Source organism: Streptomyces sp. NPDC044033 (genome assembly GCF_056434425.1).
Window position 1 is genome coordinate 1 of the sequence record NZ_JBWKFF010000043.1, and the last position, 20,819, is coordinate 20,819.

General features: G+C 68.9%; 22 protein-coding genes and 3 pseudogenes. 11 read left to right on the top strand and 14 right to left on the bottom strand.

All coding sequences use genetic code 11. The features are described from left to right. Nucleotides 1–373: 373 nt before the first annotated feature. Nucleotides 374–757 (top strand): annotated as a pseudogene (locus tag AC07AB_RS39190) (radical SAM protein); the annotation flags it as partial. 265 nt (nucleotides 758–1,022) lie between these two features. On the opposite strand, the pseudogene AC07AB_RS39195 reads toward AC07AB_RS39190, so the two are convergent. The 3 genes and pseudogenes from AC07AB_RS39195 to AC07AB_RS39205 form a co-directional block, all read right to left on the bottom strand. Further along, a pseudogene (locus AC07AB_RS39195) lies at nucleotides 1,023–2,213 on the bottom strand (IS3 family transposase). 69 nt (nucleotides 2,214–2,282) lie between these two features. Next, complete coding sequence (locus tag AC07AB_RS39200; protein ID WP_478577247.1) at nucleotides 2,283–2,435, bottom strand: hypothetical protein; 153 nt, start codon at nucleotides 2,433–2,435, stop codon at nucleotides 2,283–2,285. Between the two features lie 72 nt (nucleotides 2,436–2,507). Continuing rightward, a complete protein-coding gene (locus tag AC07AB_RS39205) occupies nucleotides 2,508–2,918 on the bottom strand; it encodes a hypothetical protein (RefSeq protein WP_478577248.1) in 411 nt (136 codons plus the stop codon). A gap of 132 nt (nucleotides 2,919–3,050) precedes the next feature. On the opposite strand from AC07AB_RS39205, the gene AC07AB_RS39210 reads away from it, so the two are divergent. Together AC07AB_RS39210 and AC07AB_RS39215 are read left to right on the top strand one after the other, a co-directional pair. Then, complete coding sequence (locus AC07AB_RS39210; RefSeq protein WP_478577250.1) at nucleotides 3,051–3,395, top strand: RNA-binding protein; 345 nt, start codon at nucleotides 3,051–3,053, stop codon at nucleotides 3,393–3,395. 361 nt (nucleotides 3,396–3,756) lie between these two features. After that, nucleotides 3,757–4,489 (top strand): annotated as a pseudogene (locus tag AC07AB_RS39215) (transposase family protein). Between the two features lie 90 nt (nucleotides 4,490–4,579). Here AC07AB_RS39215 and AC07AB_RS39220 read toward each other — a convergent pair. The 4 genes from AC07AB_RS39220 to AC07AB_RS39235 form a co-directional block, all read right to left on the bottom strand. Next, entirely contained in the window at nucleotides 4,580–4,843 is a 264-nt protein-coding gene (locus AC07AB_RS39220) for an IS3 family transposase (protein WP_478577252.1), read from the bottom strand. Further along, a complete protein-coding gene (locus tag AC07AB_RS39225) occupies nucleotides 4,834–5,196 on the bottom strand; it encodes a DDE-type integrase/transposase/recombinase (RefSeq protein WP_478577255.1) in 363 nt (120 codons plus the stop codon). The genes AC07AB_RS39220 and AC07AB_RS39225 overlap by 10 nt, the downstream gene beginning before the upstream one ends. A 256-nt stretch (nucleotides 5,197–5,452) precedes the next feature. Next, nucleotides 5,453–5,743, bottom strand: a complete 291-nt coding sequence (locus AC07AB_RS39230; protein WP_478577257.1) for a transposase — start codon at nucleotides 5,741–5,743, stop codon at nucleotides 5,453–5,455. A 32-nt stretch (nucleotides 5,744–5,775) separates the two neighbouring features. After that, nucleotides 5,776–6,459 (bottom strand): hypothetical protein, encoded by a 684-nt coding sequence (locus AC07AB_RS39235; RefSeq protein ID WP_478577258.1) that lies wholly within the window; start codon nucleotides 6,457–6,459, stop codon nucleotides 5,776–5,778. A gap of 175 nt (nucleotides 6,460–6,634) precedes the next feature. On the opposite strand from AC07AB_RS39235, the gene AC07AB_RS39240 reads away from it, so the two are divergent. The 4 genes from AC07AB_RS39240 to AC07AB_RS39255 all read left to right on the top strand — a co-directional run bounded on the left by AC07AB_RS39240 (nucleotide 6,635) and on the right by AC07AB_RS39255 (nucleotide 9,279). Next, a complete protein-coding gene (locus tag AC07AB_RS39240; RefSeq protein ID WP_478577259.1) occupies nucleotides 6,635–6,949 on the top strand; it encodes a hypothetical protein in 315 nt (104 codons plus the stop codon). Next, the gene (locus AC07AB_RS39245; protein ID WP_478577262.1) at nucleotides 6,928–7,515 is read left to right on the top strand and encodes a hypothetical protein; all 588 of its coding nucleotides are present in this window, start codon (nucleotides 6,928–6,930) and stop codon (nucleotides 7,513–7,515) included. Before AC07AB_RS39240 ends, AC07AB_RS39245 begins: the two co-directional genes overlap by 22 nt. A 480-nt stretch (nucleotides 7,516–7,995) precedes the next feature. Further along, nucleotides 7,996–8,265 carry a hypothetical protein gene (locus AC07AB_RS39250; protein WP_478577264.1) on the top strand — a complete coding sequence of 90 codons (270 nt, stop codon included), beginning with the start codon at nucleotides 7,996–7,998 and terminating at the stop codon, nucleotides 8,263–8,265. Between the two features lie 264 nt (nucleotides 8,266–8,529). Next, on the top strand, nucleotides 8,530–9,279 hold the full coding sequence (locus AC07AB_RS39255) for an SDR family oxidoreductase (RefSeq protein WP_478577266.1): 750 nt from the start codon (nucleotides 8,530–8,532) through the stop codon (nucleotides 9,277–9,279). Between the two features lie 243 nt (nucleotides 9,280–9,522). On the opposite strand, the gene AC07AB_RS39260 is transcribed toward AC07AB_RS39255, so the two are convergent. The 3 genes from AC07AB_RS39260 to AC07AB_RS39270 form a co-directional block, all read right to left on the bottom strand. After that, nucleotides 9,523–10,872, bottom strand: coding sequence for an MFS transporter (locus AC07AB_RS39260; protein ID WP_478577269.1), 1,350 nt, complete (start codon nucleotides 10,870–10,872; stop codon nucleotides 9,523–9,525). After that, nucleotides 10,869–12,512: an acetate--CoA ligase gene (locus AC07AB_RS39265; protein ID WP_478577270.1), complete on the bottom strand. Its 1,644-nt coding sequence runs from the start codon at nucleotides 12,510–12,512 to the stop codon at nucleotides 10,869–10,871. Before AC07AB_RS39265 ends, AC07AB_RS39260 begins: the two co-directional genes overlap by 4 nt. A gap of 81 nt (nucleotides 12,513–12,593) precedes the next feature. Further along, entirely contained in the window at nucleotides 12,594–13,400 is an 807-nt protein-coding gene (locus AC07AB_RS39270; protein WP_478577272.1) for an enoyl-CoA hydratase/isomerase family protein, read from the bottom strand. 181 nt (nucleotides 13,401–13,581) lie between these two features. Between AC07AB_RS39270 and AC07AB_RS39275 the strand changes: the two genes are divergently transcribed. Continuing rightward, nucleotides 13,582–14,499 (top strand): LysR family transcriptional regulator, encoded by a 918-nt coding sequence (locus AC07AB_RS39275; protein ID WP_478577274.1) that lies wholly within the window; start codon nucleotides 13,582–13,584, stop codon nucleotides 14,497–14,499. A 229-nt stretch (nucleotides 14,500–14,728) separates the two neighbouring features. On the opposite strand, the gene AC07AB_RS39280 is transcribed toward AC07AB_RS39275, so the two are convergent. Further along, complete coding sequence (locus tag AC07AB_RS39280; RefSeq protein WP_478577275.1) at nucleotides 14,729–14,890, bottom strand: hypothetical protein; 162 nt, start codon at nucleotides 14,888–14,890, stop codon at nucleotides 14,729–14,731. A 134-nt stretch (nucleotides 14,891–15,024) separates the two neighbouring features. After that, nucleotides 15,025–15,318 (bottom strand): hypothetical protein, encoded by a 294-nt coding sequence (locus AC07AB_RS39285; protein ID WP_478577276.1) that lies wholly within the window; start codon nucleotides 15,316–15,318, stop codon nucleotides 15,025–15,027. A gap of 343 nt (nucleotides 15,319–15,661) precedes the next feature. On the opposite strand from AC07AB_RS39285, the gene AC07AB_RS39290 reads away from it, so the two are divergent. From AC07AB_RS39290 to AC07AB_RS39300, 3 genes are all read left to right on the top strand, one after another. Next, nucleotides 15,662–16,063, top strand: coding sequence for a hypothetical protein (locus tag AC07AB_RS39290; protein WP_478577278.1), 402 nt, complete (start codon nucleotides 15,662–15,664; stop codon nucleotides 16,061–16,063). 306 nt (nucleotides 16,064–16,369) lie between these two features. Further along, nucleotides 16,370–17,140 (top strand): YqjF family protein, encoded by a 771-nt coding sequence (locus AC07AB_RS39295; protein ID WP_478577279.1) that lies wholly within the window; start codon nucleotides 16,370–16,372, stop codon nucleotides 17,138–17,140. Between the two features lie 80 nt (nucleotides 17,141–17,220). After that, a complete protein-coding gene (locus AC07AB_RS39300) occupies nucleotides 17,221–17,823 on the top strand; it encodes a hypothetical protein (protein ID WP_478577281.1) in 603 nt (200 codons plus the stop codon). A gap of 23 nt (nucleotides 17,824–17,846) precedes the next feature. On the opposite strand, the gene AC07AB_RS39305 is transcribed toward AC07AB_RS39300, so the two are convergent. Further along, a complete protein-coding gene (locus AC07AB_RS39305) occupies nucleotides 17,847–18,647 on the bottom strand; it encodes an aminoglycoside phosphotransferase (protein WP_478577283.1) in 801 nt (266 codons plus the stop codon). A gap of 1,228 nt (nucleotides 18,648–19,875) precedes the next feature. After that, nucleotides 19,876–20,814 carry a replication-relaxation family protein gene (locus tag AC07AB_RS39310; RefSeq protein WP_478577284.1) on the bottom strand — a complete coding sequence of 313 codons (939 nt, stop codon included), beginning with the start codon at nucleotides 20,812–20,814 and terminating at the stop codon, nucleotides 19,876–19,878. Nucleotides 20,815–20,819 lie beyond the last annotated feature (5 nt).

Here is a 20,819-nt window from a genome sequence, read left to right on the forward strand (position 1 = left end):
AGCGAGTATTTCCGGGGTGCAGCCATGGTCACGGGTCCTCTCATGAGTCCCATCTGACCCGCTGTCAGCATCTTTCGCATCTCGGGGGAACCTCATGGTGATTCTGAGGCCAGGACCGGACAGGATCGCCCTGTCCGGCCCCCTGTCGGCGGCCGGGGAGCTATGGGTGCTTGCGCGCTTCCTTCGCCTGAGAACGATCGGCCGGGCTCTTTCCCGGAGAGGGCGGTGAGTCCACCGTGGAGCTCAACTGAAGGGACTGCTTGTGACGCTCGCACCCGGATCCGCGACCACGACGGTCCCCGTCACACCTGGCTTCCTTGAGCTGGAGATCACTCGCCGCTGCCAGCTGACGTAAGCTGCGCATTGCTACGCCGCAGCGGGCCCGGTCTGGGGGCACGGCGTGATGAGCGGCGAGGACTGGAAGCGGGTCATCAGCGAGGCCGCCGTGCTCGGAGTCGCGAAGGTCCAGTTCATCAGTGGCGAGCCGACGTTGTACCCCGGTTTCGCCGAGCTCGTGGAACACGCCCTCGCGCAAGGGCTCGGCGTTCAGGTGTACTCGAACCTCTACCGTGTCCGCCGTGAACACTGGGCCCTCTTCACCCGGCCCGGGGTCGCTCTGGCTACCTCGTACTACGCCGACACCGACGAGGGACACGACCGGGTGACCGGCCGGACGGGCTCCCATGCCGCGACCCGCGCCCACCTCGTCGAGGCGCGCCGGCGCGGCATTCGCGTACGGGTGGGTACCAGAATGTAGTGGCGGCAGGGTTGTGGACGGGGTTGAGGACTGACCGTTGACCGCTCCTCGACCTTGGACCCCGACGGCGGCGTCTTCATAGCACAGGATCTTGCGGTTGCTTGTTCAACGACGTGGTGTCCTGCTGTTGATGCTCGTGACGTTCGACGCCTCCTCCAGCGCCTCTTGGAGTCGTACGTTGCGCAGGGCAAGGTGTTGGATCTGTGCGGCAGCGAGGGCGAGTTGTGAGCTGCCCCGAGTTTCGTAGAGTCCGATCTTGATTGGTTCAGGCGGACTGCGGGGGTTGCTCCTGGCTCCGCCAGAAGGCTTCTTCGTACTCGGCCGGCGGAACGTAGTCGAGCGCGGAGTGGAGCCGTTCTTGGTTGTACCAGGTGATCCATCGGAAGATCGCCCGCTCGACCTGGTCGACGCTTCCAGGGGCCCTGCAACTCGATCAGCTCGGCCTTGAAGGTGCCGTTCAGGGCCTCGGCCATCGCGTTGTCGTAGCTGTCCGCGACGGAGCCGACCGACGCGGAGGCACCGATGTCAGAGAGCCGACCAGTATACCGAATTGATACGTATCGCGAACCGCGGTCGCTGTGATGTATCAGCCCGGAACCCTTCTTGATCCGACGCCGCCACAACGCCATCTCCAGAGCATCCAGCGGGAGTTCTGTCTGCATGTGGTTCGCGACCTGCCAGCCGACGATCATCCGCGAGTACACGTCCAGGACGAACGCCACATACGCCCACCCCGACCAGGTCCGGACATACGTCATGTCCGCCACCCACAGCTGGTCGGGTCGCGAGGCGGTGAAGTCGCGGTCGACCAGGTCCGGCGGACGCGGCGCCGACGGCTCGGGGACCGTGGTCCGGCGCCGCCGGCCACGGATGACGCCCTCCAGGCCCAGCTCTGCCATCAGCCGCTCGACGGTGCAGCGGGCCACCTCGACGCCCTTGCGCCCCAGGGCCCGCGTGATCCGGCGGGCGCCGTAGGTGCCGCCCGACTCGGCGTGGACCTCTTCGATCAGCGGCATGAGCTGCTCGTCGCGGAGCCGTCGGGCGGACTTCGGCCGTTTCTTGCGTGCGAAGTACGTCGACGGCGACAGCTCCAGCACCCGGCAGACGGGATCGACCCCGAGACCGTTGTCACGCAGGTGGTCGATCACCTGCTCGGCCTCGTCCGGGGACGGTCGATCTCCTGGGCAAAAATCACCGAAGCGGCTTTCAGGATCTCGTTCGCCCGCCTCAACTCCGCATTCTCCCTGCGAAGTTGTTTCAGCTCGTCGAGCTCGGCAGCCGTGAGCCGGTCGTCCCGCTCGCCGCGGTCGGCCTCGGCCTGGCGGACCCAGCCGCGCAGGGCCTCCTTGTGGATGCCGAGGTCCTTCGCGACGTGGGCGATCGGGCGGCCGGTGGCGCGGACCTCACGGATCGCGCGCTCGCGCAGTTCATCCGGGTACTTACGTGGTGCTGCCATGGTGCTGGTGGTTCTCCTTCGCCAGGACCGTAACCCTGGCATCAGGGATTCCACAAATCTCAGTACAGCTCACGGAAGCTGGAGGCCATGCGTGACCGTGTTGCCCAACTGACCACCGTCCACCTCGGCATGCCCGACTTCCACCGCGACGTCGGACAAACCAATGCCGAGCCAGAACGCTGAGTGCCGACGCGACAGCCGGCGGAATGCCGGTCCGCTCATGGAGCTGAGCCCGGCAGGATGCCCGGATGGATAATCGAGCACCTGCGCTCTGACAGCAGTGTCCGCCCCGTGCTACATGGGGCGGAGAGCGGGGGCGATCTCGGCCAGAGCTTCGTGCATCTGACGAGCCCCCAGGGCAACGCGGTCGTCAGTGTCCCGCAACATCTCCTCGCACAACTGCATCGCGTTGTCCCGGTCCTCGGAGAAGATACTGAACACATCGTGAAGTGCGGTATGGATCCAATCGCTGTGATTCGAGTCGGCGACTGCCAGTGCAGAGGCGACCACCGCCAACCCGGTCCTGTCCTTTCGCCGCAGCACGGCTTCCGCAGTCACTCGGGTGACGAAGGTGTCACCTGCGTCGAGCACGAGCTCCAGCAGTGGCCCAAGGGCCTCCTGCATCTCGGCGAAGCCTGCCAGGCCGTGACCGGCATCCGCCCGGTCACGGTAATCGTGGCTTCGCCCGAGCTCGCGGAGTACCACGACAGCTGCATGCCGCCGGTCTCTGTCCACCCGCCTACTCACCCCTCCCGCGATTTCGGGTCAAAATACCACTGGGCACCCTCCAGATGATCGCTTCGTTCCCGCGGATCAAGGCGTCATAGGCTCCAGGACATGCACAGCACCTTGGCGGAGCACGCCCGGTGTCTCTATGGAGACGAGTTCGGACCGACGCCTGACTGCGACCTCGACCACCAGGAGCACTACTTCGTCGAGGAACTGACTTTCGCTGACGCAGATTCGATCCTCGCCATGCTCCGTGAGCTCTGCCCGCACGTGGTCGATGGTCGTTTGCCGGTCTGGGTTCGCAACCTGTCCTACCGGTTGGTGCTGCTGCAGCGACCTGATGAGCCAGCGCTGATGCGCGAGGCTGCCGAGAACTTGTGGCTTCACGGACCGGACTGGGATCGCGTCGCGGCGGACCTGACGCGGCGGGCAGACGCCTTGGACGCCGGCTGAGTTGGGACGCGGTGTTCATGGTGCGAGCCGGAGACTGATCGAGGCCAGCGATCAGGCAGGAGTTCGAGGCGCGACACGCCCGGATACTCCCGTACGCCGAGATTGTTGCCCACTACTTTTAGCAACTCCGCCCGCGATCGGCCCAGTCAGTCCGTGAGCTGAGTAGTTCGGACAAGCATGCGCGCTCGTGAACACACTGCATACCGAAGGCGCGGGCGCATGTACTGAGCCGTTTCCAACCTGACGGGTGGCTGGACGGGAGACCCCGGCGGTGGGCATGAAGAAAGCTCCTGGCAGACGGGTTCACAACCAAGATCACCAGTCCTCCAGGAGCTTTCGCGCGCTTGTCTACCCCTCCGGTATCGATCTGTCCAGCCGCACCCTGAAGCACCTCTCCGGTCTCCTCGCAGGTCACCGCCGCCGCATCGGCTGCCGGTGGCATCGCCTCACCTGCGGCCGGCAGGCCCTGCTCGTCCTGGCCCACCTGCGCTGCGGCGACACCTACGCCCGCCTCGCAGCAGGTTTCCGCATCGGGATCACGACGGTCCACCGGATACATACGCGAGGCCGTCGACCTCCTGGCCGCCCTCGCTCCCACGCTGGAACAGGCCATGACGGCCGTCCGGGAGACGGCGTATGTGATCCTCGACGGCACCGTGCTGCCGATCGACCGCATCGCTGCCGACCAGCCGTACTACTCGGAGAAGAAGAAGCACCACGGGATGAACGTGCAGATACTCACGGATCCAGCCGGCCGTCTGATCTGGGCTTCGGGCGCCCTGCCCGGAGCCGTGCACGATCTGACCGCCGCCCGGACCCACGGCATTCCCGCCGCCCTGACCACCGACGACGTCAAGTGCTGGGCGGACAAGGCATATCAGGGCGCAGGCCCTGCTGTCCGCGTCCCGTTCCAGGGCAAGAACCTGCGCGGCTGGCGCCGGCGTCACAACCGCGATCACGCCAAGATCCGCAGCCTCGGCGAACGCGTCATGGCCACCCTCAAATGCTGGCGGCTCCTGCGGAAACTCCGCTGCAGCACCACCCGGATCACTGCCGTCGTCCGTGCCGTCGTCGCACTCGAACTCGCCACCTGATCAAGATGGAAATGGCTCACTGTCGCAGCGCCCGGTCTGTCCCGGGGCCTGAGGGGCCTCACGTTTTCCGGACAGGCGTCGACCGTTATTTCACGCGGCGATTCGCAACTTCTGATGTTCGGCGTGAACTTCGCGTGGGGATCGGTAATCCACCGCCGAGTGAAGGCGTTTGTGATTATACCAAAACTCGATGTAGCGGGTGATGTCCTGCCGGGCCGCCTCCCGGGTCAGGTAAGTCACCCGCGATACACGCTCGTTCTTCAGGACGCTGAAGAACGATTCGGCCATGGCGTTGCCGAAATAGATTCCCGTACGGCCGGCAGAGCCGCGGAGTCCGACCCGTTTCAACTCCAAGGCAAACTCCGCTGACATGCAGTTGCTTCCGCGCGGTCGGAGTGGAATATGGCACCCGGTGTGAGTTTCCTATTCCGTGCGGCGTTGCGGATGGCTCGGGATATCAGCGGCGTCTGGTAGTGGTCGTCCATCGCGTATCCGACGACTTCCTTCGTGCAGCAGTCGATGACGGTCGCCAAATACAGCCATCCTTCCCCAGTGGGAATGTAAGTGATGTCGCCGATGAGCTTTTCGCCTGGCGCATCGGCGGTGAAGTGGCGGCCGATGAGGTCCGGTACTGCGCCACGAGTGGGTTGGGTGAGGTTGAAGCGTTTCGGCTTGGGCCGGCAGGGCTCAAGGCCCAGCTCGCGCATGAGCCGACGCACCAGCTCCCAGCGGCGCAGCTAGGCGTGGAGCGCCGGTAGCCGTAGGTGCTTTCGGAATCCTCGAATGCCTTCTTGATGAGCAGTTTCAGTTCCTCGCGCCGCTGGGCCGTCGCGGATTCCGGTCGGCCGCGCCAATTGTAGTAGCCGGACTTGGAAACGTCGAGCCGATCACACATGAACTCGACACTGTATGCGTACTCCACCGTGTCGAGCCGCATCTCATCGATGAACTCGTACTTGCTCGCTACCGGGGATCCTTCGCGAAGTACGCCGCGCATTTTTTCAGGAAGGAGTTCTCCATCTCGACTTCGCGAATGCGGCGTTCGAGCTCTTTGAGACGAGCCCGCTCACTCATCGAAAGTCCCGCATCAGCGGGTTGCTCGCGCTGTTTCTGATGCTTCTTCACCCAGCCCCGGAGGGTCTCCGGATTCAGTTCAAGTTCACGAGCTGTCTCGGAGATAGTCTTGCTGGACCGAAGGGCGATCTGGATGGCTTCCTCGCGGAACTCCGGTGAGTACTTGCTGGGTGGTGCCACTTCTGCTTCCTCGTTTCCTGTTCAGGGCAACCCTATTGGGTCCCTGTCCGGAAACTTCGGGGCACCCCAGTCTCCTGTTCGCCCCACAGGGCCGCGGTGCCGCGGGCAGGATAGATCAAGGTCCTGGGCCAGGGGTCGTCCAGGTGGGCGGCGATATGCCCGACGAAGACCGAAGGGATCAGCAGGAGCCCGCCGCCGGCGAGGCGGACTGTTCCGCCTCGGAAGAAGCCGATCTCGATACCGCCGGTTTGCCAGGCGATGCCCGGGTGCAGGCTCTCGATGGTCGTGGCCCAGCCGTGTTCGCCGATCACCCCCACCCGGTGCACGACATCGCGCTCACAGATCGCGCGCAGTTGCGGCCAGTCCGCGGCGAGCAGCTCGTGCCACGCCTGGTCCATCGCCTCGGCGATCCTGGGAACGGCGTCCGTCGAGTCCAGCACTGCGCGTACGCGGGGATCGCGGGCGGACGGGCCGGTCGCGGTGGTGGCGAATTCGTGGCGGGCCGCTTCCAACGGTGTGGCCCGGATCATGGCCAGGTCGTCCGCCCAGGTCTGGTTGAGGCCGCGCGGGGGCGGGGCGACGAAGTTCGGTCCGCCTTGCGGGGTGTGCAGGGCGAGGGCGGCGTTCAGTTCGGTCTCGCGGCGAAGCCGTTCAAAGGCCGGCAGGAGCCGGGTGGCCCAGGCTCGCGGCGGCGGCCGGTTTGGGCCGGCGAGCAAGCGCAGCAGGAATCAGAGATCCATCGCGGGGGAGAGTGCGAAGCAGCTGCGCAGCAGGTCCTCGACGGAGAGTTCGAAGCGGAGCACCCTGTCATGCTATGCGGGACGTCTGTTCCGATTCGTCCAGTGACGAATCATTGGTGAGTGGCGTGGGCGCACGGCGAGGCTGCGCGTCATGACCCCAACCGCCGGGCCCGCGCAGGGCAACCACCGTGCCACCTACCGGGAGGTACTGGCCGAGCCTCGATTCCGGCTGCTCTTCTCAACCCGCACCGTCGCGATCACTGCGGACGCGATGCGGATCGCCACGTTCTCGGTGCTGGTCTTCTCGGCCACCGGCTCCGCGCTACTGAGCGCACTGGCCTTCGGCATCGGCTTCATCCCGCAGCTGTTCGGCTCGCTGCTGCTGGGCTCACTGGCCGACCAACTGCCGCCCCGCACGCTCACCACCGGCGGCTACGCCTTGACGTGCGCCGCGCCGCCCTGCTGATCGCCCTGGTGAGGATGCTGGTCGCGGCAAGCCTCGGTGTCGTGGCACTGATCGTCCTCGCCACACCGGTGTTCAGCGGCGCGTCGAGCCGGCTGGTCGCGCAGTGCCTGGAGGGCGACACCTATGTGCTGGGCCGTTCACTGAACAACATCGCCTCCTCCGGCGCGCAATTGTTCGGTCTGGCGCTGGGAGGTGCGGTCGTCGCGGTACTCGGCCCGCACCGGGCGCTCGCGGTAAGCGCCGCCCTTTGCCTCGGCTGCGCGCTCGCTATCCGCATCCGGCTGCCCCGGCTGCAGCTGGAAGGGTCCGGCGGCACACCCGGCAGCGCTCGGGGCGATGGCAGGGCCGTCCGGGCAAGCCTGCACGGTGCCGGCCTGCTTCGGCTCGGTGGCCACAGGCATCGGAACAGGCGGCGCAATCGCCCTGGCAGGCGGCGCGGCGGCGCTTACCGCCGGCTGGATGCTCACCTGGCTCCCGCCCACCTCCCCGGTCCCCGTCGCGAACTACTCAACGGGATCAGAGAACGGCACCGAACAGCATGCCTGATTCCCCGGCGCCGCAGGTAGGTGCGGACCTTTGCTGTTGCTGTGGGCCCGGCCGCACTGACGCTGTCCGGCGACCACCGTGGCTGGCCCGAACCCATACGAGGGGGACGCGAATCTTGTCCATGACGGGGATGAAATCGGTGCGGGTTTCCATCCGTTCTTCCTGCCCGTACGGTACGCGGCCCCCACGGCAGTGCCGAAACTCAGGCCCGCCCCAGAAGGCGGAACCCCGAAGAAGGCATCAGGCGGGACGGTGCGGGGTGCCGAACTCCTTGTCGGTGCGCGTCCCGAGCAGCGGCTCCGGATCGGCGGGTCTGGTGTAGGGGTCTCCGTACAAGGGGCCGGAGTCGCTGTCGGGCGTGACCCAGGCGCCGGACTATCGCGGATGGCGGTCAGTGATGGGGTTGCCGCAATCCGCGCAGAACCGGCCCGGCACATCGTGCCGGCGCAGGAGGCGGGCCAGTCCGGCCGGCTGGAGCGCTCCTGACCGGCATCCACCTGATGCGCAGCGGCGAGATACAAGCCGACCTGCTGACCCTGCTCGGCGAGGTGACCACGCCGGGGTACCTGCCGGACCTGATCGCCGCAAAGGCCGCCGCCGAACACGCCGCGTCGACCGAGATCGCGGCGGAGCGCGCCGCGAAGGACGTCCAGCAGCTGCACGCGGTGCTGGAGGAGGCCCAGGCGGCTACGGAACTGCCGGACACAGCCACGGCACACGAGGCCCTGCACGACTTCGTCGTACGGCAACGCCTGGCGGCAACCGGATGACGCGTCTTCTCCGCATCCGACACCGCTGAGAGACGGCTGCACGGACGGTTGACCTGGCGCATCCTGCCGCTGCCGGGACTGTCGGGACCGCTCAAACACGCACCGCATCGCCCTCACCGCCCTCACCGCCCATAGGCCCACGCCGAAGGCCGTTGCCGGGTTGTGGGAATGCGTGCGTCCACTCCTGGATTGAGAGTAAGTGGATCAAGAGAGTTCAGCGTGCTGATCCGTCCCCCGCCAGGAGCGAGCCAAGGAGCCTGCCGTATGCCGTCACCGTCTGCTCACCCATCGCAGGAAGGCCTGCTCACAGACCGCACCGTCGTCCTGGTCGGCGGAGGATCGGGTATCGGTTTGCGCGTGGCTCACCAGGCCGTCGCCGCAGGAGCGCGTGTGGTGTTGGGCGGTCGCACGGCAGGGCGTCTCGCTGCGGCGGCACAGAAGTTGGGCAGCGGTACGCGGTGGCAGACCGTCGACGTGACCGATGACGCGTCGCTCGCAGCGTTCTTCGGCGAGCTCGACCAGGTGGATCACCTGTTCACCTCCGCGGCGTCCTATCGCGTCGGCGCGCTGCGGGAGCTCAGTGCGCAGGACGCCGAAAGTCCCTTTGTCTCCAAGTTCTGGGGTCAGTATCACGCAGTGCGGCACGCGGCGCCGAAGCTGTCGCCCGGCGGGTCGGTCGTTCTCATGGCGGGGGCCGCCGGGGCGCGGCCGCCCGGCGCGGCCCCCGCCTACGCGGCCTGCAATGCCGCGATCGAGGGGTTGGGCCGCGGGCTCGCCATGGAGCTCGCGCCGGTGCGCGTCAATGTCGTCTCGCCCGGCACCATCGACGGGAACCTGTGGGCCCACCGGCCGGCGCCGGACCGGGAGGCCGCGTTCGCGCAGTACCGCCACGACACCGTGCTGCACCGGCTCGGTACGGAGGATGAGGTGGCGCACGCGGTGCTCTTCCTCTTCACCAACGGTTACACGACCGGGTCGACGCTGTACCCCGACGGCGGATACACCTTGCGCTGATGCCGCGACGCACGACCCCGCGCTTCGTACTCTCGCGCTGGTCCCGGTCTCAGGCGGTGCGGCCGAAGACGTGGACCGATCGCGCAGGCGGCCGTGACCGTCTCGTATCTGGTCGACGCGCGTTCACTGCTTTGCGCGAAGACTTCGGGCTGCGAGGCCGCGGCAACGGGGGTGTTTGGTGTCTCCGGCAACCGGCAGCCCCGAGACCATTCGTTCTTCGAGCACGGGGTTCCGGGTCCGCCGCTACTTCTCCAGCACAGTCGTCCGCGCCAGCGGCAGTCGCAGTGTCTCCCGGAAGGAGAACAGCACCACCAAGGCCGACACGGTCGCCAGGGCCATCAGGTAGAAGCCGGGGGCGAGTGGAGTGCCCGCCAGGGAGACGAGGCCGGTCGCCACGAACGGCGCGGTGCCGCCGAAGAGCACGTACGCGGCCGTATAGCCGATGGCGGAACCGCTGGCGCGGAGTTGGCTGGGGAACGCCTCGGCCATCGCGGGCACGTTGGACGTACCGATGATCGACACCAGCACCGCGAGGACGGCCGTGCCGATGATGGCGCCCGGCAGCCCGGTGCCGATCAGCCAGAACGCGGGCAGTGTCGTCACCGCGAAGCCGCCGCACGCCACGAGCAGCATCGGCTTGCGACCGAACCGGTCGCTGGCTGCGGCTGCCGCCGGGCACGCCGCGCAGTAGGCGAGCATGGCCAGCACGCTCGTCAGCATGGCCTGCGATTTGGTGTAGCCGACCTCCTCCGACATGTACGCGATCATGTAGCTGCTCATGAGGTAGTAGCCGACGGCGTTGGTGATGCTGTAGCCGAACAGCGTCAGTACCTGCCTGCGACAGACCCGCCAGGCCTCGCGCAGTGGGGCGTCCTGGACGCTGTTGCGTTCCTCCATCGCCCGGAAGACGGGGGTGTCGTCGATCCGGCTGCGCAGGAACAGGCCGATGAATCCGAGCGGACCGGCCAGCAGGAACGGGATGCGCCAGCCCCAGCTCCGCAGCGCCCCGTCGTCGAGCGTCGACGTGATCAGGAGCCCGGTGAGCGCTCCGGCCACGGACGCCAGGCCGACGGTCAGCGCCACCACGCACGCGTACCGGGCGCGGCGGCCGTCCGGCGCGTACTCCATGATGAACGCCGAGGCGCCGGTGTACTCGCCGCCCGTGGAGAAGCCCTGCATGGCCCGCAGCAGGAACAGGAGGATCGGGGCGGCGATGCCGAGTGTGGCGTAGCTGGGCAGCAGGCCGATGAGGAGCGTTGAGCCGCTCATGCACAGCACGCTCAGCGCCAGCATGCGATTGCGGCCGATCCGGTCGCCGTAACGGCCGAAGAACGCCGCGCCGGCCGGTCGGGCGATGAATCCGCCCGCGAAGACGGCCCAGGTCGCGAGCAGCGCCGCGGTCTTGTCGTACTGCGGGAAGAAGAGCCCGGCGATCGTGGCGGACATGATCGCGTAGGCCCCGGAGTCGAACCACTCCACGAAGTTGCCGACGGCCGTCGCCGCGGCGACCTTTCGGTGCACGGACGACGGTGTGCCGGGGGCCTCCTCGGCGGCGACGGAGGGCGCCGAGGGCGAGTGGTTGTCTATGGTCATGTCCGGCCGTCCTTCCGGGGTGGCGTCACGGCCGCGGGGGCGGCGGAATCGAGGTCGTGGGCGCGCAGGGCGGCCCGCTGGATCTTGCCGGTGGCCGAGCGGGGCAGTTCGTCGACGAATTCGATCAGCCGGGGATAGGCGAACTTGGAGTGCGCGGCGCGGGCGAAACGCGTGATGTCCCGGGCCAGGCTCTCGTCCGGCTCATGGCCGGGGTTCAGCTCGATCCACGCCTTGACCGCCTGGCCGCGGACGGGGTCGGGAACGCCCACCACACCGGCGTCGGCGACGGCGGGGTGACGTCGCAGGACTGCCTCCACTTCGTACGGGCCGACACGGTACCCGGACGTCTTGATGACGTCGTCGGTGCGGCCGAGGAACCAGAAGTATCCGTCCTCGTCCATCACGGCCTGGTCCTTGGTCCGGTACCAGGTCCCGCCGAACGACTCGGCGGACGCCTCGGGCCGCTTCCAGTAGCCGAGCGGGAACTGGGGGTTGGATCCGGCCCGCAGACAGATCTCGCCGGGCTTCCCGACGGAGACCTCCTGGCCGTCGGCGTCCAGCAGCGCGACGTCCCACCCGGGCAGCGGCCGGCCCATGGAACCGGGCTTGACCGGTACCCCGGGGAAGTTGCCGAGCAGGGGGTAGGACTCGGTGGAGCCGTAGTAGTCCAGCGGCGTGACGCCGAACTCGGCCTGGAACCAGTCGATCAGATCGGTGGTGAGCGGTTCGTTCGAGCAGCACACCACCCGCAGCGACTGGGGGTACCGGCTGCCCGCGTCCGGGACGTCCTGCTTCATCTTGCGCAGGAAGGTCGGGTTGACCAGGGCCGTGGTGACCTTGTTGCGGGCCATGCTCGCCAGCAGCCCTTCGGGGTCGAAGCCGCCGGCGGGCCGGTACACCAGGTGCACGGCGCCCGCCCGTAGCGGGCCCATGAGCTTGGCCATGGACCAGGCCCAGTCACCGGCGCCGTAGAAGACGTCGCCGGACCGCAGATCGTGGCAGTAGTGGAACTCGTTGTGCCCGAGCAGTGTGCGGTGCGCGTGCACGATGCCCTTGGCCTCGCCGGTCGTGCCGGAGGTGTAGAAGATCAGGGCCGGGTCGTCGGCGGCGGTGTCGACCGTCTCGTACTCCGGCGGGTGCGCGGCGATCGCCGGGTCGTCGACGTTGACGACGGTGCCGTCGAATCCCTCCGTCCGGTCCAGGGCGGCCGTCTCGGTGATCAGCACTGCGGCACCGGAGTCGGCGAGCCGGTAGCGAATGGGCTCGTCGGCCCAGAGCAGGGACATCGTCACCAGGACGGCGCCGGTACGCAGGACGCCGAGGTAGGTGGCCGGGGTGTCGGGTCGCTGCGGCAGCAGGACCGCGACCCGGTCGCCCTTGCGCACGCCGAGCGCGTGGAGGTGGGCGGCGATCTGCCGCGAACGGTCCTGGATCTGCTGCCAGCGGACCTCCTCGCGGTGGCCGGTGTGGTCCTCGAAGACGAGCGCGAGCCGGTCGCCGGGATGACGGTCGGCGACATCCGCCGCCATGTTGTACCGGTCCGGGACCTGCCACTGGTGATCCTCGACGAGGCGGCGGTAAACCTGTTCGCCTTCGCCGGAAAGGGCTGCCCCGGGGTGCGGCGATGCGGTGGACGTCATGAAAGTTCCTCTTGTACGCGGGTTGTACGCGGGAGTGGGACGGTCGCGGCGGAACCCTGGGGCTACGGCCGATGCGGTGGGTCAGCGGCGGCGTCCCGCGAGGAATCGGGCCATCTCGCGCTGCGGCTCGCCGGTGGCGTAGGCGGCTATGTGCACCTTCTTGGCGGCGGCGATCGCGTCATCGAGACCGGCGTCGTCCAGCTCGCGGAGCCGGCCCTTGGTCAGCGCAAGGGCGCCCGCCGGCAGCTCCGCGAGGCGGGCGGCCTCGGCCAGCGCCTCGGCCTTGACCTGGTCCTCGTCGACGAGGAGGGACAGCAGACCGAGCCGCTGCGCCTCCGCCCCGCCGACGAGCCGGCCGGTGAGGGCGAACTCGGCGGTCTTGGCCCGGCCGAGGATGCCGCGCATGGCCCAGATGCCGGTGATGCTCGGGATGCCGGAGAGCACCTCCGGCTGCCCCATCCGGACGCCGACATGGCCGATGCGCAGGTCGGCGAGGAGAGCGAACTGAAACCCGGAACCGGCGGCAACCCCGTTGACGGCGGCGATGACCGGCTTGTCCAGGGCGCGCACGGTGCGGAACAGCAGGCCGAAGTCGTCAATCCACGCCTCGGCGGCCGCGTGATCGTCAGGGTCGATGGCCGCGGTTTCCGCGAGATCCTGTCCCGCGCAGAAGGCACGTCCGGCCCCGGTGAGCACGACCGCGCGACACGTTTCGTCGCGACCGATCTCCTCCAGTGCCGCGACGAGCCGGGCGCGCATCTCACCGGTCCATGCGTTGAGCTTGTCGGGGCGGTTGAGGGTGACCTCGGCGACGTGGACGTCCGCGGGCAGGGAGGTCACCGGGTGGCGGGACACGATAACGGTGCCGGCGGTGCTGTTCTCAGCCATGTGGCAGACCTTTCGGGAGGCATACGGAGGCCACCGGTGCACGACCGGGGCCAGAGCGGGAGAGTGACGGGTCGGTGTCCGGTGGAGAACGTCCCGTGAGCAGCCATGCAAACAGGCGTTGATGTGATCCAGCCAACACCAATGGGGACTGACTGTGATATCGCAGCGGTATGGTGCGCTCATGGAGCTCCGTCACCTGCGGTACTTCGCCGTACTCGCCGACGAACTGCACTTCGGCCGGGCCGCGGCGCGGCTGCAAATGGCCCAGCCACCGCTCTCGCAGCGCATCCAGGACCTGGAACGGGAGTTGAACGTCCGGCTCTTCGACCGCACCCGGCATCGCGTCCAGCTCACCGAAGCCGGCGCCCTGCTCCTGGAGCACGTACGGCCGGTGCTCGCCGGGGTCGAGAACGCCCGGGACGCGATGCGCAGGATCAGACCCGGCGAGGCGGGCGTGCTCCGGGCCGGCGTGCCGCCGGACACCGAGCCTCGGGTGCTGCGCACCCTGACCGCCGAATTCGCGCTACGGGCGCCGGACGTGTTGCTCGACATTCACGAGGTCACGACCGACGAGCAGTTGGCGCGGCTGCGGGAAGGCGAACTCGACGCCGGTGTCGTGCGCCACCCTTCCGACACCGTGGGCCTCGAATCCGGCCCTGTCGCCCGACGGGAGCTGGGCGTGGTGCTGCACGCCGACCACACCGCCGCGGCGGGCGACGGTCCCATACGGCTGCGTGACCTGAACGGGGCGCCGCTGGTGATCTTTCCCCGAGCGATGGCTCCGCGCCTGTACGACCACATGCTGACCGTCTGCCGCGATGAGGGCTACCTCCCGGGCTCCATCCGCCACGCGCGCAACCCGAATTTCGTCCACGGTCTGGTACTCGCCGGCCGTGGCATCCACCTCAACGAGGCCCCGTCCTCCCCGCTCACCGAGGGATTGGTGTGGCGTCCGCTGAACGGGGCAGCGCTGACGTGGCAGACGTCCGTGGTGTGGGTGCCGAGCCGCCACAATGAGTCGATCGCCGCGTTCGCCGAGGCCGTGTCAAAGGGTCTCGCGGAGGCGGGGCACCGCTTCGAGCAGGCGGGCATCGACTAGGTCGTTTCTGATGGTTCTTGGACGCAAATGGATGCTTTGGTACCCCTTTCAGGGACGATGAAGACTGTCGCCGCTGAGGGCGACACCGTCGGCCAGTGCAGGCTGGTACCCCTCATAGGGCGATGAGGGCGTGAGGCGATCGAGTGCGTGAATCGAGGGAACCCTCATGCGGCGGTTGTCGCGCACGCGGTTGTGGAACCGCCCCCTTCCCGTGGAACCGTGGGCCGGGTCAGGTACCGAGCACCGCCACGGCGGCGACGGTGGCCACGATGGCGAGGGCGACGGTCAGCGGGGCCATGGCGGAAGGGCGCTGGTGCACCACGTACGCCCCGAACCCGGCGGCGACCAGCGTCGCGAGGACGAGGGCGAGGGCGAGGTTGCTGGTGTGCATGGGTGTCTCCCACGGATAGAGCGATCAGGTCGGTGGCTCCGGAGCCGTGGGAGAGCATGCGGGGAGCGGGGGCAAGCCCCGCAACTCCCGCGAAAATCCGTCCGGCGCTGCTGTTTTCGCAGGTCACATGGGTGTCAAGCATTCGCGAGATTTGCGGGAAGTGCCGCGGGGCGGCCGGCTGGCGGTGCTACCGGCCTCGCGCTGACCGGGGTCGGCTTGGGGTCGGGAGCGTCCGGGGAGCCGCCGCCGCTGAAGACGGCGGCGACCGAGAGCACGAGCGGCAGGGCGTCAGCCCTCGCGTTCGTACCGACGACGGCTTCCGTCTCGTCCTGTTCCAGATGTTCCACCCACTCCGACCCGAACCATGCCAGCGTGCGCTTGTGCGCACAGTCGCCCGGCCCGACCAGGTCCGGGGGCAGCGTCGTCACGTACTGCCCTTCTTCTCTTCGGGGCTGAGCTGAGCTGATCGTGCGTCACCACGGCGAAGGCCGTCGTGACGGTGTCCGAGTCCAGGATGAGCAGCAGTACCTTGCGCCATCGGCCGACCGAGCCCGCCTCCACGGTCCGCTTCTTCGCCGTCGCCGGTCCCGGGAAACTCGTCGCTCAACGCCGCAGCCAACAGCGGCGCAGCACCCTCAGCAGCTTGGTCCCGTCAGCCTCAGGGCACGCCGGGCCTGAAAGTTCCGTTCTCCGTCGGCTGCGCGGCGGTATCCCTGATGGTGGGGCCGCACAGAGCAACGAACCAAGCGACCCGGGAGCACGCACATAGCGGTGGAAGCCGACACACGGCAAGACGAGCGCGTCGCAGGCCGGGGGTGGGCGGTGCGCCTGGGCCCTTACGGCCGCCCTTCCGCCGGCGCAGTCCGACTCGCCTACTCCCGCCCGGCCTGCGCCGAGCAGCGCTTCCCACTGAGCGCCGCCACGCGGCTCCTGGCCCTGTACACCGCAGCCCAAACCTGCCCCGACGGCCGCCTCGAATGCCCCCAAGACGGTGGGCTCCGCCTGTGGGCCAGTTCGCCGCGTTCTGCACCCTGGACCCTGGACCCTGAGCAGGTCGGCGAGCACGCCGAAATGCTGGCCGCCGCCGACTGGCTCACCGAAGCCGACGCCGCTGAGGGACGGCTACGCGGACGGCTGACCGAGCGCATCCTGCCGCTGTCGGGACTGCTGTAACACGCACCGCCTCGCCCACCCCGCCCACAGGCCCCGCACCGAACACGTCACCTGCGAAAACACCGCATGAGGATCACTGGGATCCTCACACTGGGGCGCTGGCTCCGGATCCGGCTGCACGCTCCACAGGATGCGCGGGCGGCGGCGTCGGGCACCCCGTGTCGGCGTGCGTGCGCCCGGAAGTTCCGCTCATGTGACGTGAGTCAACTTGTTCCAGCGAACTGGCAGTCCGTGCGTCAAGGTTCTCATTTCCCTCGCTGGCCCCGGGCTGGCTCCGCGCGGAAGGCACCATGCCATACTGTCGCGATGCCGCCGCTGGACATGGTCCCCGAGCCCATATCGGTCGATCCGCCCCACACCATGGGCCGTCCTCTGCTCACCCAGTCCTGGCTCGACCTGGCCTTCCTCCACTGGGCCGCCGATGTGTCCGTCGTCGCGCCGCTGCTGCCCGCCGGTACCCGTCCGGACACGCTGGACGGCCTCACCACCTATGTCGGGCTCGTCGCTTTCAGGATGCATCGCGTGGGATGGTTCAGCCTCCCCGGCGTCCCCTACCTCGGGTCCTTCCCGGAGACCAACGTGCGCCTGTACTCGGTGGATGCCCACGGTCGGCGCGGCGTGGTCTTCCGCTCCCTGGACGCATCCCGCCTGATACCCGTGGCCGTCGCCCGGACCGCATTCCGCCTCCCCTACCTCTGGTCGAAGATGAGCGTGCGCCGGGAAGCGGACACAGTCACCTATACCAGCCGACGGCGCTGGCCCGGCCCGCAGGGCGCGCACAGCCGCATCACCGTACGGGTCGGCACCCTGGTCGAGGAACCGACCGAGCTTGAGCATTTCCTGACCGCCCGCTGGGGCATGCACAACATGTTCTTCGGGCGTTCGACGTACCTGCCGAACACCCACCCTCGCTGGCCCCTGCACCACGCCGAACTCCTCCACTGCGAAGAGGACCTCGTCGCTTCAGCGGGACTGCCGGCACCGTCCGGACAGCCCGTGAGCGTGCTGTATTCCCCGGGCCTCCCGGTCCGCTTCGGGCGCCCGCCCCAGATCCCGGGCGGCATCCCCACCCCCTGAGCCGGCCACCCGCCCCTGCCTCGACGGCCCCGCCCCCACGGTTGCCGGTCGTATCGCCTGGCGGCCGACGACAGCCTGCCGTGTTCTTCACCCACCCCGCGTACACGCCGTCCAAGGTCACCTCGCGCGACAGCAGCAGCGCACGTGATCCGGCGGGCGATGACATGCGGAAAGCCGTGCTCCCCGCCCTGGGCTCCGAGCACCGCCTACCCGTCCTCGCCGCCGAACTGGCCTGCCCCATCTTCGTCGCCCAGGATGAGCGCTCGGGGCTCACCGCCCTCCTGGCGCCCTATCTCCAGGAGCACGGCTTCGGACTCGTCAGCGACACCAGCGCTCGCCCGCCGACGGCAGACGGCTGGGTCGCGGTCCTCGCCGAACCGTCCGAGGCCGGCACGAAGGCGAAGACGGAAACGGCGGGGCACCGGCATCCTCAGCATCATCGGCGCCCAGGGCGCCTTCTTCACCGGGGCCATCCACACCCCGCCCTCCTGGTACCACCCGCGCTGGAAGGCGGAGCGGCCGCCCGCTACGCCGACCCGGCCCGCCTCAATCCCAAGGACCCCGACACCACCGCGCAGCACCAGCTCTTGTACCAGGCGGCCCGCGACGGGCGCCTCCTGGCCGCCGTCCTGCCCCTCCTCCACTACGCCACCCTCCCCAGTAGGCCGGCCGCGCCGGTGTAGAGCCCTGGTGGTGTGCGGCGGGGCTACGTCCAGTAGTCCGCCCACGCCCGGGCACTCCGAGTCACCGACGCGATCCGGGGAACACCGTCCGCGGCCAGGTCCTCCCACCGGCGTGCCTCCGCGCGAGCAAACGTGAACAGGGCCCGGGGGGATGCCTCGCGGAACGCTGGGACCTTCGACGCCCACTCCCTCGCCTGCTCCGGTGTGTGGCCACCGTCGGAGATAAGCCGCACCGCCCACAGCGCCGAGTCCATCCAGACCGGCCCCAGTGCTGCCCACGACCAGTCGACCAGATGCGCCCGGCCGCCGTGGATGAGGATGTTGGTCGCCGCGGGATCGGTGTGCAGAAGCCTGTCACCGGCGAGGTGGACCTCGTCGGCCGGCTCGCAGTAGTAGCCCCAGCGCTCCCACGCCGTCAGCAGCCGCACGCCCGGAGTCATGCAGTCGCCCACCTGCGCCAGCGCCCGTACGACCAGTTCCAGATCCGGCGAAGTGGGCGCGTAGTCGGCCCACTCCCCCACGACCCCCTCGAAGCCGAGCAGAACCCAACCGGCTGCCCGCACCCTCCACAGGAGGCGCGGCGCGCAGCCCGGAAGGAAAGGGTTGATCTTCTCCTCCAGGTCCAGTTCGCCGATCTGCCCGTGGGCGGCGGGCAGGCCCTTGACGAACACCCGGCGGCCGTCGGTGAGGGAAAGCAGCGTCGCCACACCCGAGTTTCCCCCGCCCGGCATGTCCTCGGCGGTGAACGCGCCACCGAGCTCGCCGGAGACGGCGGTACGGACGCCGGCGGGGAGCTGGTCCCAGGGAATGCGCTCGACGGGCACATCAGGCCCCGGACGGCGGAGGGTGCTGTGGTGGGGACGGCGGGTTCTTGTCCGGCGTCGTCGGGCCCGGCGGCCTGCCGGGCGGGGGCGGCGTGGACGGGCCCCGGGGAGGCTTACCGGCTTCACACGTCATACGACGCACCGTAGAACCGCACCCCGCGGTCAGGAACCCCGTGGACCGGGGACGACCGGGGGTCACTGAGTTGCCCGTCCTTGATCCAGAACCCGATCACCGCCAGGATCGTGCGCAGTGCCTGGCGATCACGGCCTGTTGGCCGTCCCACACATGGGCCGGGGTGCAAGCCTGGGCAAGAGCGGCGGCTGTGGGGAGGGGCAGGGCTGCTCCGGTTGCTTCCCCCCGCCCAGCGCCGACAGACGGCGTGAGTGTCCGCTCAGCCGTCGGCCACCCCAGGCAGACATCGGATATTTGGGCACAGGTATGACGGGCTCCGAGAACCCCTTCCCTGGCCCGCGTCAAAGGGCCGGGGCGGGTGGTGGTGGCCGTTTCGATGCCGCGTCGGCCGCGCGACGAGGGTGGGGTGTCAGGGGTCGGTCACCAAGCGATGACGGCCTCCCCGGCACCGGGCCGAGCCGAGCCGTGGAAGGTACAGAACTCCCCCTTCTGCAAGCTTTAGCGCACGCGCACCTTCACCCTCATCCGCCACCTGGACCTGCGAGGCCACGGCAGCGGGAAGATCTCCGAAGAGATCACCCAGGGCGTGGCCAAGGAATAGGGCGAGGAATTCTCTCAGACCACCGGCATCACGGTCGGGGTGTCGGTGGGGGTGAAGACATCGGCCAAGTTCTTCGGCGCGGGCGTCTCCACCAGTATCGAGACCTCCATGAGTACGTTCATCGAGACGGGCTACGCCCGCCGTTACAGCGTCTCCGCCTTCGAAGAGAAGAAGGTGGGCGTGGACTACAACGTTCCCGCCGGCCATGCCGGAGCGCTGCGGTCCGATCCCCACGAGCCGACCCCGGCCCGCCGTGACGGTTCGCTGGTGACCAACGCCAGTCTGGGCCTGCACAGCGAAACCTACGTCGGCCGCACCTACCCTGCCGCCCGCCAAGAGACCGACGTCCAAGCCACCGTCCTGAGCCCCGAAATCGCCTACGCCCAGAACCAGGCGGCAAAGGGCCTGATCCCGAGTGGGCCTCCAAGGGGCCGGCCGCGGAGCCGAACGAGGTCGGCTGAGGACCGCTGCCCGCCCCGGCCCAGAGCACTGCCTCACCCACCCTCCGTCGAGCGTCGAGGCGGTGTCCTACGGTCGGCACTCCAACCCTCCGCAGGGCACCCCGCCCCACCGTCGCCCAGCCCGTCAGCGTCCGTCCGGTTCGGGGTAGCGGGCGCGGCGTCGGCCCGGGGCGTCGGCACCGAGCTCGTACCAGGGCTTGCCGCGCTGGAGGCGGGGCAGGGTGTTCGCCCAGACCGCGACGGCGATGCCCTGCACGTCGGCGGCGAGCGCGTGGAGGCAGTGGTCGAGCAGGGGCTCCGGCTTGCCCGCCAAGGCGACGTGCAGCCGTGGGAAGGTCTTGGAGCGGTGTAGCGGTGGCGCTGCCAGAACGGGTACGTGCAGCCCGTGCTGCCGCTGGCGCCTTCCCAGACGCGGTGGCCGGCGTAGCGCTCGTAATCCCAGACCTCACGGGCGCGGCGTTGTTGGGCCGTGGTGCCGTTGTCGAGTTCGAAGAGGCGGGCCTCGCTGGTCTCGGTGGGCTGGGCGAGAACGGCGTGGGTGGTGAAGCTCAGGCCGAGTCCCTTGATGGCGTGGTTGACCTCCACCTGCCAGTCGGTCGGTGAGCGCCGGCTGCCGTAGGCGCGGACCGTGTCCGTCACCGCGACGCCGTGTGGGCCGAACCCGGCCCGGACGGCCTTCCCGCCGGTGCCGGCCTTCGGTCGGAGCGGCAGCTCAGTGCCGGCGGCCAGAGCCTTCTGTCCGGCCGGGGTCAGGTTCCCGATCGAGTGCCGGCCCGCCTTGCCGTTCGTCTCCGCCAGCCCGAGCTCCACCAGCTTCTTCATCGCCCTGCGCACGTACGACCGGCCGCCCGCATCCTCCGCTGTGAGCACCTCGGCCATCTGCCGGACCGTCGCCATCCGCACGCGCCCCAGCATCCGCAGCACATCGGCCCGCACCTCCGCGGCCGTGGGAGTCGGCCTCTTCCCCTTCACTGACT